Consider the following 14612-nt stretch of genomic DNA (forward strand, 5'->3'; position numbering starts at 1 on the left):
TTTTCCCAAAGTGCTGAGGGTGTGGTAGCTTCGCTTCAAGGCGGTTCTCCTTTCGTTGAGAAAGTTTCCAACCCGACTCTATCAAGAGCCGGGTCGAGAACCGCCCCTCAACCTTCAACTATGGATGGGACACCCTCCCTTCAAATTAGTTGTCGCATTCCTAAATAGAGAAATACAGCTCTGAGCATTTGTATCTCTTGTCACTCTGCAGGTTCGCCCTATGCTGCCATCCAGTGGCGCAGTGCGGCATCCTGTGTCACTTACCGGCTTATGGGAGACCAAGTATGGCGATCAGGAGCCTGCCTCCTATGATCTGCTCTGTGTTGTCACGACAACCACTCAGCGCCCGACAATGGGGAGAAATTAGGCCCCGGAGAATTTGTATCTCTTGTGACTCTGTAGTTTCGCCGTATTGTGCCATTTAGCGGCACAGTGCGTCACCTTGTGTCAACTAGGCCGACTTTTAGGAGACTCAGCATGGCGATCAGGAAACTATCTCCTATTTTGGTAGCAGCGCTGTTGCTCTGCATCGTGACAGCTACCGCGAGCGCCCAATCCTTTCGCGTTCAGTGTCCAACCAGCACCATAACTCACCCGGTGGCGGCCAACAATAACTCGGAACCTGCGTATGTGGGACCGACTTATACCGGCACAAACGGATATCCGTCAGCCCCCGCGCACGTGAACGGCGCGATCAGGTGCCAGCAGATCGGGGGCGGCGACGGTTTCGCGACGATGGGCGACGGCACGCAAACGTACATGTTCTCGTTCGGACCGTTGTCGGGGCTGGCGGACATGGCTGCCGGCAAGCCCGGTACCGAGTTTCCGAACGTCTTCAATACCGTGTTCCCGGGATCGCTGCAACCCGGCGATCCAGCCACGACGGTGGACGCGAACGGCCTGGGTACGTTTACGTACAACGGCGCCGTGGGGCTGACCCCCGACGTGGATGCCAACAATGGAAGTGGGACCGCGGGTGCCCCCTTGGATGGACACGTGGATCCCCGCCCCATCGAGGATATCGGGGTGATGAATGGCAACATCCCGGCGCCGTTAATGGCGATTGATGAGGATGACGAGTTCTTCCTTACCCTGACCAACGTGGGCATGATCATGCGGCCGGACCTGTTCGAGCAGCACACGGTCCACTTCCACGGCTACCCCAACGCTTCGTCGTTCTACGACGGTGTGCCGGACGCCTCGGTGGCCATCAACATTGGCGGCAGCTTCACGTATTACTACCTGGCGCCGGATGCGGGAACGTATTTCTGGCACTGCCACATCACGCCTCCCGAACACTTGCAGATGGGCATGGTCGGGCAGATCTATGTGCGGCCTCGGCAGAACCGGGTTCCGGTCGGTCAGGGCCTGTATGCCGGGCTCCAGCAACAGCAACTGGACCTGCGCACGGCGTGCAATCCCAACACCGATATCCTGTGTACCAATCCCCTGCCAGCCTCGAACAGCGTCAATCAAAGCATCGATCCACTAACGGGCCAGCCCTACAAGTATGCTTACAACGACGGCGACGGCTCGACCCGATACGACGTTGAGTATCCCATCCAGATCCACGGCTTCGACCCCAACTTCCACTTCGTCGGCATGACCTTCAACCCGGAAGGTTTTGCTGACATGAAAGACAAGTACTTCCTGCTGAACGGGCGGAGCTACCCCGACACGATCGCGCCTTCTCCGATGTTTGAAGCTGATTCGACGAAGAGGATGCAGGCACCGGCGACGGATGGAGTCAACCACTTCTCGCAGCCGTTGTCTGCGCTCGTCAACATCCCGGCTGGCGGAAGGGCTCTGCTGCGGCTTTCCGACCTGGACGTTCAGGAACATCAGACCTTGGCCTCGCTGGGAATTCCGATGACGGTCATTGCGATCAATGCCAAGTTACTGCGGGATCAGGCGGGAAACAACCTCTACTACAACACCAACTCGATCACGTTGGGCGGCGGCGAGTCGCTGGACGTGATTCTGGATGCGAGCGATACAAGCAAGTATCCGTCAGGCAGCGTGTTCTATCTCTACACTCCCAATCTTGACCACCTGTCAAATGACGCCGAGAACTTTGGCGGGCTGATGACGGAAGTTCATATCAATTAGGAGAGCAGCAATGAGGCCGATGAATATGAAGAAAACAAATTCGATGACACGGCTGCTTCTGGCGCCGATGGTGGCGTTGTTGCTGACGGCGACGGCGGCCTACGCTGCGGCTCCCGGCATTACAGGTGGCGCAGGAGCGACAGCCACTTTCAACTTGACGGCGCAACCGGCTTACCTCAGTCAGCCGGACGGGGCGGCGGTTTACTCCTGGGGATACGGCTGCAACGGCGCGCCCAGCGGCTATGCTCCAGCCGCTATCACCGGCGCCTTCTGCAACCCCATGCAGGTTCCCGGCCCCACGCTGATCGTCACGGAAGGACAGACGGTCACGGTGCGCCTGACGAACAGTCTCCCCGCTGCGGCCGGCAACACATCGATTCTGTTTCCCGGCTTTGTGCTGCAAGCGTTTACAGACGGCGTGGCAGGCCTGTTGACGCAAGAGGCTGCTCCCGGTCAGACCGTGACCTACCGATTCACGGCCTCGTCGCCGGGGACACGCGCCTATTACAGCGGAACGCAAGGCGACCTGCAGGTGGAGATGGGCCTGTACGGCGCCATCATTGTGCTCCCAGCCAGCGTGCCCAGCGAATGCACGTCCGGGCTGCGGGCTGCAAATCTGGCCGTGGAAGCCCTTTGGCATGAAGCTGATTACCGGCTGGCACCGGCCGCCTACGACCATCCCAAGAGCTGCTATGACCGGGAATACATGTTCCAGTTCTCCGAGATGGACCCGCGCATTCACCGCCAGGCAGAAGAGCAGGTTCTGGCAAAGGTTGGCTGCACGGCTGGGGCTCCGGGATGCAGTCTTGAGGTCGCGACCGAGCCTTACCATCCCGCGTACTTCCTGATTAACGGACGCTCGATGCCTGACGACATGGACGCCAACTATGCGACTCAGTATCCGCACCAGCCCTACAACGGGGATCCTCACATGCATGCGGGCGAGCTGGCGCTGATACGCGTCATCGGCCAGGGCCGGTGGCAACATCCGTTCCATGAGCACGCTAACCATGTTCGCACTCTGGCGCGCGACGGAAACCTGATTCTCAGCGCGACCAATGCTAATGATCTGGCCGGACCGGTGCTGTTCACCACCTCGACAGTTCCGGGCCAGGCGACCGATGGGATTTTCTACTTCACAGGCAGGGGCCTGAACTGGGATATGTACGGTCACAATCCCGCTTCTAGTGACGCAAACGCCACGCTTCCCTGTTATCCGGATGCCAACGGGTACAACACCGGCTTCAATACCTCCGGCGTCCTTACCCATCCGGAGGTACGGTCTGCGATCAACTATTACGAGTGGTGCCAGGACCACAACAAAGCACTCGAAGTTGCCCCGTTCGGCGATCTGCCCAGCGGCGGCCCTGCCACTCTGCCCGATCCGAATATCTTGACCAACGGTCCCTGGTACAGCGGCAGTCCCTATCTGGGTCCGGATGCGACCGCGCGCGCGACTTTCGGAACATGCACTGGTACGGGCACTAGTACACAGTGCGGCACCACCGGTACGACTCCGCCTTCGGGCACGATCGCGAACTCGCCCTCCACCGAGGCCGGCTTTGCGTATATGTGGCACTCGCACAACGAGCGCGAAATCACCACCAACAACATTTTCCCTGGCGGCATGCTGATGATGCTGCTGGTTGATTCCCGGGAATTTGTCATCGACGAGACGTTTTAGGTGAGGAGAAGAGCAATGCGATTGAACGATTTCAAAATCAGCCTGAAGGCAGCGGTACTCGCAGTAGCAATTCTCCTCCTTGGAGCGGGCGTGTCCGCCGCCCAGCAGCAGGTCAACCTGACTGCGGGGCCGACGACCACCACTCTGCCCGATGGCTCCACGGTGCCGATGTGGGGCTACAGCTGCGGCGCGGTCGTGGCTGGCTCCACTGCCACTTGCGCCGCGCTGAATCCGGTGGCCGCCGGGACTTGGTCGCCCGTCGTGATTACAGTTCCGACGGGACAAGGCCTGACGATCAACCTGACGAATAGCCTCACGTTTGGCGCGAATACCGTGCCCACCTCGCTGGTGGTCGTGGGCCAGTTGGGGGGCGGTCTGGGAGCAGCGGCGACATCCACGCCGAGTCCAGACCACTCTAACGCCCAGCTAACCACGTGGCCGATCGCGGACCCCACCACGAAGGGAACGCCGCCGATCCAGGGGAATCGGGTGCAGTCGTTCTCCACGGAAGTGGCGGGCGGAGCAACCACGCCACTGACTTGGACAGCGGCCAACCTCCGGCCGGGCACGTACCTGATGGAGTCGGGCACGCACCCGTCCATCCAAGGTCCGATGGGCCTTTACGGAATGCTGGTGGTGACCACCGCGCCCACGGCGACGGCCGGGACCGAAAGTGCAGCTGGCACCGCCTATCCCGGCGTGAGCTACGATGCGGAAGTTCCGCTGCTGCTCAGTGAAATCGACCCGGTCCAAAACAACGCTGTCAGCACCGCGGTCAACACTACGGGTTTCAGCGAGACCATGGTGTGGTCAGGACTGGCAGGCGGCTGCGGCAATCCCAGCTCGCCGACCTATCACCAATGCTATCCGCCGGCGGTGAACTACACGCCGCTGTACTACCTGTTTAACGGAGTGGCGTTCAACAAGACCAGCGCCTCGACCTCGGTGTTCGCGGCATCGCCGGCGGCGACAGCCCCGGCTACCGCACCGGGATCGGTCCTGGTGCGCCTGGTAAATGCCGGCTTGCGCATGCACGTTCCCTCGATCGTGGGATCGCAAACCGGGACGCCAGCGGTGGGAGGATTCTCGCTGATCGCGGAAGACGGCAACCCGGCACCGGGTCTTCCCAAAGTGCAGAGCGAAGTATTTATGGCTGCGGGCAAGACCTACGATGTGATGATTAATGTGCCTGCCGCCGGCGGGACGGCGCTTCCGATATTCGACCGCCAGTTGAGCCTTTCAGGCAACGCCATCGGGCGTGACGCCGGGATGCTGGCTTACATTGGCGTCAATGGCGCTGGACTCCCAAGCTCCGGGGCACTCGCGCCTGCAGTAGCCCGCGCGGATACGTACAACTCGTTGACTCCCTGCGCCGCGCTTCCGTGCCCGGCGTTCGCCGTGTCGGATCCGGGCAAGGGTGTGATCGCGAACGATACTAATGTCTACGGTGTAAGCGTCTTGACAGCGCCGACCAACGGCACGCTGACTCTCAATGCCAACGGCACCTTTACTTATGTTCCCAGCGCCACCGGCACCGCTCCGGATTCGTTCGTTTACCAGGCGAACGGCAACCCGGCGATCACCGCTACGGTGACCCTGGGTGCGGCAACGGTGGAAGGGGCCGGCGGCATCGTGATGGGCAATATCACCTACACATCGGAGGTGGCCACGTCGTTGAGCATCAAGTCCCCCGGCGTCCTGTCGGTTGACAAAGACAACGCGGGCTATCCGCTTACGGTTAACACGGCGAGCGTGGGAAATTACGGTGGACCAGGCACGTTAACGCTTGCAATGGATAAGAGTGGCGCGTTCAACGCGTCGGTTACCGCGCCGGGTACCTACAGTTTTACCTACAAGGCGCAAAACTCCCAAGGGACGGTCAGTGCTTCGTCCGCGACCGTGACGCTGATCTTCCCGCAGCCGACCGGTCTGCAAGTAACGCTGATGGACGGCCAGACACATACTACTCTTCCCCAAGACTATCGCTGGATCATTGAGGAAGATCGCACCTTCTATATCGACCCCAATACCACAACCAACACCGGCGGCATCGTGCCAACCTTCGGGACCAATTTCCACACCAGCTACATGCCGGTGGTGGCGACGGGCTGCGTGGGCACGCTGGCCTGCGAATCGGGTCAGACCGTCCTCGGTCAACCGGCGGTTTGCGACGTTGGTGATGGCGTTTGCCGGACCGGCGCCTCACAACAGACGCCCCTGGATCCCAGCCAGGTCCATCTGGACCCGACTAAACGCTACTACATCTCGGTCCTGCCGGGCGACGGCGCCGACGCTCTCGACCCCGCCTCCGTCGGGGTAGGGCACGGCATGGGCGGCGCTCCGATCGCCGCCGGCCAGACAGCCGTCACGGTAATCTCGGAGCCCACTCCGCTCCAACCTGCGAAGCTCTCGGTGTTTGTGTTCGAAGACGACTTTCCGCTCAACGGCGAGCAGGATGCCGGCGGCGGAATCGACATTCTGGCGACCAACGAGCCCGGTCTGGGGAGTTTCCAAATCACCCTCTTTGACGATGCTGGCGGCACCGGCGATGCGACCGGTCAGCCGACCTACGACATGTTCAACATGCCGTTGTCGAACGCTTTGGCGGGCACGATTGATCCAGCCACCGGGAAGGATGCTTGCCCGGTTTCGAAGGATGCGTCGGTTGGTATAGATACGGGAACCGGCCAGCCTGGCGCTCCGAGTCCGACTGGGATCACGGGCATGATCGTTACCTGCCCGAGATACGAAGCGGATGGCGTAACTCTGTCGCCGCTGGCGGGCCAGGCGGTCGTTGCTAACCTGTACCCCGGCAGATATGGTGTCGTGGCGACGCCGGCTGCCGACCGGATTGCCCGAGGTGAAGAGTGGCTGCAGACCAACACCTTGGACGGCCAGAAGGCCCACGATTCGTTCCTCCGGGTCGGCGAGCCGAGCTTCTTCCAGGAGTTCGGGCCGGCGGGATACCACGTTTCCATCGGCTTTGCCAACCCGAAAATCATCAATGACCGCCTGCCGGGAATTTGCAACGGTTCCGACCCCAACCTCACGGGCACTAACTGTCACAACAGCGTGACGGGCAAGGTCACGACCACGCGCATGAGCCGGACACCGGATGAGAGACTCTATAGCAGCGGTTCGCGCGACAGCTTCTCCTTCACCCAGTGCTATGTCAGCTTGGGAGACCCGGACGGTGAGGACTTTGCCTTCACCAAGTGCGACGCCGATGGGAATTTCAGCTTCTCGGGTCTTCCCGATGGTAATTGGAGAATAACCCTCTTTGATCAGTGGAACGATCAACTGGTGGACGGACTCTCGGTGCCGGTGGCGCTGTCCGGCGGAACTACCGTCAACATGGGAGACGTTCCGGTTCAGCAGTGGCAGGCGAACATCTACACTCGGACGTTCTTTGACCAGAACGGCAACGGTATACCCGACAGGGATGCCCAAGGAAACGACTTGGAACCTGGACTCACGTTCGTGGCAACGAACATTCGGTTCCGCGACGGCAGCTTCTCCAACTTCAACAGTACCGACCTGAACGGTTACGCTGGCTTCAACGAGGTATTCCCGCTGTTCAGTTGGTATGTCATTGAAACGGATTCGACCCGTTACAAGAACACTGGGACCCACGTGGTTTACGACGCAGGCGGGCCAGCCGACGGCTCAGCCTCGTGCGGGCAGCCGGGCTACCCAGCGTGCGGCACCGAAAACAACTACAACTTCATGGCGAACACAAACGAGCCGGCCGCTGTCGCTCTGCCGGCTGCCCTGCGGGTTCCGGGCGCGGTCTATTGCTCCAATGCCGACTGCACCGGGTTTTCGATCACGGGTGGGCCGGGTAGCAGCGCAACCGGTTCCACTGGCCGAATTGATCCGCCTTGGGTTGTGAGCGAGGGCTGGCAGGGTTTCTCCGGTCAGAACTCGTTCCTGGAATTCGGCAAGAAGCCCTTCGCGGTTGGTGAGAACGGCGGCATCAGGGGGCATGTTGTGTATGCCTCGACGCGCCCGTTTGATGACCCCCAGTTGCTGCTGCAGCTCAGTTGGGAGCCGTTGGTTCCGAATGTCACGATGAACCTTTACCGGGAGGCGACGGCGGCGGACGGCGTGACGCCAACCCTGACCTTGGTTGACACCACCCAGACCAGCAGTTGGGACGATTGGGCGCAAGGTTTCTACCCGGCCACTAACAAGCCCTATATGAACTGCCCGGGCCAGACGACCACCGATTTGTTCTATTTCTCGCTGTTTAACCAGCCGGACTACCTCGACGCGTACAACAACGGGGGGACGCCGGCGCACACCATCCCGAACAACTCCCAGTTCAAGTGCTATGACGGCATGCACAACTGGAACCAGTTGCAGCCGGCGCCTTACGACGGCATGTACCTGTTCCCCAGCATCATCGGCAGAGATCCGACCAGCGGAGCACCGACCGGCGTCGGATCGGTTAACGGTACTGCTGGATCGCGCCCCGGATCGAACTGCACCATCTGCGTAGCCAATCCGACGGATGGCACCCCGATGCTGCCCGCCGGGAAGTACGTAGTGGAAATGGTTGTCCCTCCGGGCTATGAGCTGGTGAAGGAAGAGGACAAGAACATCCTGATCGGCGACACTTACATTGCGCCGGTGACGCAGCAATTCGCCGGCTTAGGCAACGTTTACATTCTGCCCGACCAGGCCGCTATCGGCGCCACCTACAACAGCTACAATGCTCAGAACTCGACAACGGATCTGGGGGTAGTACCACGGCACGAGGGCGATACGGGAAGCGTGGAGACGTTCTGGCCGTGCGTAGGCCAGGCGCGCATCGTTCCCGACTTCATCAGCCTGTTCCCGAGGTCGGCGGAAGTAGCGCCGTTCGCCGGGGCGACTCGCAACCTGTGCGACCGCAAGGAAATCGCACTGGAAGACCAGTCATCGGCGCTGGCGAAGTTCTACGTCTTCACTTCGACCCACGCCGCCGCCCACTACACCGGCATCATCACGGACGACTACACGTCGGAGTTCGACCCGTTCTCGCCGACCTTCGGTGAGAAATTCTCGCCGCCCGACCTGCCGGTATCGATCAGGGATTTCAATTACAACGAGATTGCCCGCACGTATTCCGACCATTGGGGGACGTACAACGGGCTGAATTACTCGACGTGGGAAGTCAACCCGCCCAACCCGACGGGATATGCTCCCACGATGATGGTCACCTGCATGAACGACGCGGGTCCAATCCTCGATACGAGGCCGGGATCGCCGACCAACGGGCAGATGATCACCGACCCGCTGTACAACCCGAGCTATAGCCAGTTCTGCTACGAGATTCCGTTCATGCCTGGGCAAACCCAGTACATGGACACTCCGGTGGTGCCCACGTCCGCGTTTGCGGGTGCGGGATACAACAATCCTGACTGCGCCTACCCGGACGCCACGCCTGCGATCAGCGAAGTGGATAGCAGCAATGGAATTGGACCTTGGGTGAGCGCATCCGGTTCCGGTCACACGCTGACGATCCACGCGCTGGGCGACCAGATTGTGAACAACTACGGATACTCCGGACCCTCGGCCACAACGGCTCCTTTCAATCAGAAGAAGATCACCCGCCACTATGGCTTTGGCTCTACGAAGGGTGGCGTTAGCATCGGTGGGGTAGCGGTGACTGCGGCCAACATCACCACTTGGAATGACACAACCATCGTTGTCAATGTGCCCAACGGGGTGCCGAACTGCGCCGTGGCGCAGCAACAGCAATACGGAGGCCCGCCTCCGGGCCAGCTCGCGAAGTGCGGTGAACTGGTCATCACGGCCGCCAACGGCAAGATGTCGATCGACACCGTGACCGTCACCATCGGCGGCAAGGCGCCGACCCATGTGGCCGCCAGCGCCAGCGTCCAGGCCGCGATCGACGCCGCCCTTCCGGGTGACATGATCATAATTGACCCCGCTACCCCGGCAACCGCCTCCACCCCCGCTGTTCCGGGTGAACACACGGAAATGTTGCTCATGTGGAAGCCGGTCCGGCTGCAAGGTGTCGGAGCGGTCTCCAGCATCATCAACGCCAACCCCCATCCTGCGGGCAGGTTGGTGCCATGGCGCCAGCAGGTCAATTGCCTGTTTGGATTGGCGCTCAACGGTCAACCCTCTACTGGCAATGGACCTAACGGTGGCTCCAATCCTTATGATCCCAGTGGGGCGCTTAGTTGCCCGGGTACGGGCTGGAACGCCTTCACGGGCGGCCCCAACAATCCTCAGGTGGATCGGATCGCGCTGGAGGGCATTCTTGGCTGGGATACGACCGTCAACGGCAACCTGGCGGAGTTGTTGCAGGAGCCATCGCTGATGGGAGCCTACGAAGGAGCTGCCGTTACGGTGCTATCGAAGGGCGTGAACATTCCGGCCGGCGCAACGGATATCTTCGGAAGCGGGGCGGAAGCCGGTTTCCCGGCCGGCACCACGCTTCTGACGGGTAGTAACAAGGATTGCGGAACGGGCAACGGGAATGGCAACAATCAGAATAAGTTCCCGAGCAACTTCCAATGCAACCCGTCGAGCATCGATGGCCTGGGTATCACCAACAGCTCCCAGGGGGGCGGCGGCATCTTCGTGCACGGTTGGGGGCATAACATCCAAATCGCCAACAACCGGGTTAACAACAATGCGGGAACGCTGTCGGGCGGCATCAGCATCGGCCAGGGTGAAACGCCTGAAGCTTTACTTGCGCCGAATAGCGGTACCACCGCTCCAGGCTCCTGCCAGGACAGCAACATCACGAACACGCAACTGCCGTACTGCTTGAACTTGAACGTCAACGTACACCACAACTCGGTCACGAGTAACTCTTCCACCGGCGACGAATTGTTCTCGGCCACGCCGGCGGGGGCAGGCGGCGTTACCCTCTGCACAGGCGCCGACTTCTACCAGTTCAACTACAACTGGGTGTGCGGGAACCTGAGCACCGGTGACGGTGGCGGCGTTGGTCACATGGGGTTCATCTACAACGGCGACATCGAGCAGAACACCTTCCTGTTCAATCAGAGTACCAACCCGACCATCCCGACCAACGGCGGCGGGCTGATTGTTATGGGCTCGCCCCCGGACGGCAACCAGCTTATCAACGGAGTGGCCACTGAGTGCGGCACAGTGACCGACACCGACTGCGTGCCTGGGCTGAGCGATGGCTCGGGTCCCGGCTTGGTGATTAACGCCAACCTGTTCATGGGCAACGCTGCGGAAAGCGGCAGCGGTGGCGGTATCCGCTTCCAAGCCGTCAACGGAACAGAGGTGCCGCGCTTCCCCTTGCTTCCGCCGCTGTGGTACTCGGTCAGTGTCACCAACAACATCATCGCCGACAACGTGGCCGGCTGGGATGGCGCTGGTGTATCGCTGGAGGATTCGTTAGCGGTGAATTTCATCAACAACACAGTCATAGCCAACGACACCACCGCATCGTCGGGAGTGCTGTTCAACACGCTGGGCGCTCCCTTGGCGAGCTCGCAGTCGCCTCCGGGCTCCACGAATAATGGGTCGACTTCGTCGCTGCCTCAGCCCGCCGGATTGGTGGTTTTGGGGAACAGCCCGCAGTTGACCTCGGCGCTGCCCGCGACGGTTATCTGTCCCGCAGGCCATCCGAGCCTCTCCGCCAATGCTTCTTGTAGGTCGATCTCGTTCCCGGTGCTGTATAACGATGTGTTCTGGCAGAACCGCTCGTACCACATCGGCGTGGGAGCGCAACCCGATGCGCAGTTCCAGCAGAACGTAGTCACGCTGTATAACGCATTTACCTCGAACCCAGCGGTCAACCAGCCGCAAACGTTCGCCACGACGGCCAACGGCAACGGGTCGATCATTACCGGAGGCACCGGCGCCTGCGTCCCCGGCGTGAGCTATTGGGACATCGGCGTGCGCGGCGATACGGGACCGACGAACCACGGCTCGGGGTTCACGCTAGCTCCCCAGGCATCGGTTCTTACGAGCATTGCAGGTTATCCCGGCGGGGGCACAGGCTTCCGAGCCAATACGGCATCCAACCCGCGGGTTGTCCGTCAGTACTGCGACGGTTCGCGGATCCCGCCGGAGTTTGGTGGGACGGGCTTCCAGGTGCCTCCGGGCATCGCGGACGCGACCGTGCCCAACCCAATCTTCAGCCTGCTGCCCAACGCGACGGTGGACGAAGGCAACAACTGGATCAACATCAGTTGGGGTCCGCTGACTGAGACCAACCCAGTGAACGGTTCCCTGCTCGGCTACTACGCGCTGGCTGCGGGTTCGCCGGCTATCAATTACATCAACCCGGTTAACTCCACAGTGACCTACGCGGTGGCGCCGGGCACTGACTTCTTCGGCAATTCGAGGAAGACCAACCTACAGGTTGACGCCGGCGCAGTCGAGTTCGTGGCCACCCCGGCTCCGACGCTGGCTTCGATCAGTCCTAACTCGGGTGCTCGCGGCAGCAGCGTTTCGGTGACCCTTACCGGGACTAACCTGAGCAGCACGGTGTCAGTAAACGTGTCCGGCAGCGGCGTCACTGTCAGCAGCTTTAGGGTAGTGAGCCCCACTTCGGTCACGGCGACCTTCACAATCTCCGGCACCGCCGCAACCGGTGGGAGAAACGTCAGCATCACCACTGTGGGCGGAACCACCGGCAACCGGACGTTCACGGTGAACTAAGCGACCCGTACAAGGCCGGACATCCGAAACTGGATGTCCGGCCTTGTACGGCAACCCAGGGTGAGTTTCAAAGAGCTGTAAATGGGGCAAGAGAGACCAGGACTGTGATGTTCAGAAGTTTAGTCAGCGGTAAAGCGAGTGCTGTTCGCAGGCTTCCTGGCGAGCAGCACTTTCGTTCTCTCGGGGGGTGCTCGTGCCAACCAGCCGCAGCCTGCCACGGGGACTCAGAAACGGGTGCAGTGAAGCAATGGCGGATGGCAACAGCAGATTAGGTTCGGCGGGAACCCAAAGGGCTGACCGGAGCTCTGACCACCAGCGGATGCGAGGTAGCTGGGGGCGGTGCGAGGTAGCTGGGATGAAGGTTCTCCGCACCGTTTCATGGTTGGAAAACATCTCTTGATAGCTCAGTTTGGAGCGGGACGAGGTATAGCAACGATGTTGGACCATAAAGTAATGCCAAGTACAACGATGATGGTGCTAGCCGGGGTTCTGGCCGGCGGGATCCTGGTGGCGCCGGTGGGGGTGCAATCTGCTGCCCCGGCCAACAAGCCGGCGGTGGCTGCGGCACCGACCCGTTACCGTGCAAGTCAGTTTCCGAAACGAGCCAGACTCTACTATGGACAAGTCTGGGGAGTGGACTCGCTGGGGGTAAAGACGGTGGAGTCGGGCGAGATCATTCGATTTACCTACCGTGTGTTAGACGCGAACAAAGCCAAGGCACTCAACGATAAGAAGGCCGAGCCGGCCTTGATCGACCCGCAGGCCGGGGTCAAGCTGGTGGTGCCGTCGCTGGAAAAGGTGGGGCAACTCCGGCAAAGCAGCACGCCGGTGGTGGGCAATGCCTACTGGATGGCTTTCTCGAACAAAGGCAGGCTGGTGAAACCTGGGCATCGTGTCAATGTAGTCATTGGAAACTTTCGAGCCGAAGGACTGGTAGTCCAATAGGACTCGACTCGCGAATCCCGTCTCCCCCAAAGACACTGCGGAGCGAGCAAGCTAAATACACGGCGCGAAAGATGGCGGTATGCGATTTCGCTTGCTGGGTGCTCGCCTAGGGCTGAAGCCCGGTGCAGTGTTTCCGAATTGGTTTGCAAGTCCAAGCAACTTTACAAGTGTGAAAGCACAGAGGAGTAATCGATGTTCCGAAAGACTTTAGCAATCTGCAGCATAGTGGCTTTTGCAGTTTCACTGGCGGCAGCGGCGGATACGCCGAGAGCGAGCAGCGGCAACCTCACTGCGGCCCAGATCGTGGACAAGAACGTTTCGGCGCGCGGTGGGTTGCAGGCGTGGCGGGCGGTGCAGGCGCTGGAAATGAGCGGCAAGATGGACGCCGGGGGGAATAACCAGCGTACGATTCCCGTGCCGGGGACAAGGATCGGGGGGGCGAACATGCCGCCGCGCCGGCCCAGCGAGCCGGTGCAACTGCCCTTTGTCATGGACTTGCAACGTCCGCGCAAGATGCGGGTGGAGATTCAGTTCCAGGGGCAGACGGCGCTGCAGGTGTACGACGGCAGCAAGGGGTGGAAATTGCGTCCCTTTCTGAACCGCCATGAAGTGGAGCCGTTCACCGCGGAAGAACTGAAAGCGGCTGGCGCCCAGTCGGATTTGGATGGGCCGCTCATCGATTTCGCGGCCAAGGGCTCCAAGGTAGAGCTGGAAGGCCTGGAGAAGGTGGATGGGCGCAACGCCTACAACCTGAAAGTAACCGACAAGGGCGGGCACGTTCGTCACGTGTGGATCGACGCCGAGAGCTTTCTGGAAAGCAAGATCGAGGGGACGCCACGGCGGCTGGACGGCAAGTATCATCCGGTCGCGGTCTACTTCCGCGACTACAAAGCGGTCAATGGGCTGATGATGCCCTACGTTCTGGAGACGGCAGTGGAGGGAGTCAAGGAGACAGAGAAGATCCAGATCGAAAAGATCGTGTTGAATCCCAAACTGGACGAAGCACGATTCGCCATGCCACGTTGAGCTACGACGTCAAGGTTTGCCTGGTTGCAGGTTGAACAAGGCAGAGGCTTTGATGGGCGGAGCAAACCTTGCTCTGCCGCCCCGGGGACATGCGATGAAAAAAACCATGTACGTAGTTGCCGTGGGGGTGCTCGTGGTCTTGTCCTATGCGGCGGGATGGCGGCACAGCGCGCGACCGGCGGCGGCG

At 60.7% G+C, this 14612-nt stretch carries 5 protein-coding genes; all 5 read left to right on the top strand.

Going from position 1 to position 14612, the window contains the following annotated elements:
- Positions 1–477: 477 nt before the first annotated feature.
- The 5 genes from LAN64_19035 (at position 478) to LAN64_19055 (ending at position 14425) form a co-directional block, all read left to right on the top strand.
- Positions 478–2109, top strand: coding sequence for a multicopper oxidase domain-containing protein (locus LAN64_19035; protein ID MBZ5569929.1), 1632 nt, complete (start codon positions 478–480; stop codon positions 2107–2109).
- Positions 2110–2128: 19 nt separating this feature from the next.
- Positions 2129–3793 carry a multicopper oxidase family protein gene (locus LAN64_19040; GenBank protein ID MBZ5569930.1) on the top strand — a complete coding sequence of 555 codons (1665 nt, stop codon included), beginning with the start codon at positions 2129–2131 and terminating at the stop codon, positions 3791–3793.
- A 15-nt stretch (positions 3794–3808) separates the two neighbouring features.
- Positions 3809–12454 carry an IPT/TIG domain-containing protein gene (locus LAN64_19045; GenBank protein ID MBZ5569931.1) on the top strand — a complete coding sequence of 2882 codons (8646 nt, stop codon included), beginning with the start codon at positions 3809–3811 and terminating at the stop codon, positions 12452–12454.
- 468 nt (positions 12455–12922) lie between these two features.
- Positions 12923–13399 (top strand): hypothetical protein, encoded by a 477-nt coding sequence (locus LAN64_19050; GenBank protein ID MBZ5569932.1) that lies wholly within the window; start codon positions 12923–12925, stop codon positions 13397–13399.
- A gap of 192 nt (positions 13400–13591) precedes the next feature.
- Positions 13592–14425 carry an outer membrane lipoprotein-sorting protein gene (locus LAN64_19055; protein MBZ5569933.1) on the top strand — a complete coding sequence of 278 codons (834 nt, stop codon included), beginning with the start codon at positions 13592–13594 and terminating at the stop codon, positions 14423–14425.
- Positions 14426–14612: the final 187 nt, after the last annotated feature.

Source organism: Terriglobia bacterium (assembly GCA_020073185.1).
Lineage (GTDB): Bacteria > Acidobacteriota > Terriglobia > Terriglobales > Acidobacteriaceae > JAIQGF01.

Coding starts and splice junctions, on each gene's coding strand:
- LAN64_19045 (MBZ5569931.1), top strand. CDS start 3,809: ATGCGATTGAACGATTTCAAAATCAGCCTGAAGGCAGCGGTACTCGCA.
- LAN64_19035 (MBZ5569929.1), top strand. CDS start 478: ATGGCGATCAGGAAACTATCTCCTATTTTGGTAGCAGCGCTGTTGCTC.
- LAN64_19050 (MBZ5569932.1), top strand. CDS start 12,923: ATGATGGTGCTAGCCGGGGTTCTGGCCGGCGGGATCCTGGTGGCGCCG.
- LAN64_19055 (MBZ5569933.1), top strand. CDS start 13,592: ATGTTCCGAAAGACTTTAGCAATCTGCAGCATAGTGGCTTTTGCAGTT.
- LAN64_19040 (MBZ5569930.1), top strand. CDS start 2,129: ATGAATATGAAGAAAACAAATTCGATGACACGGCTGCTTCTGGCGCCG.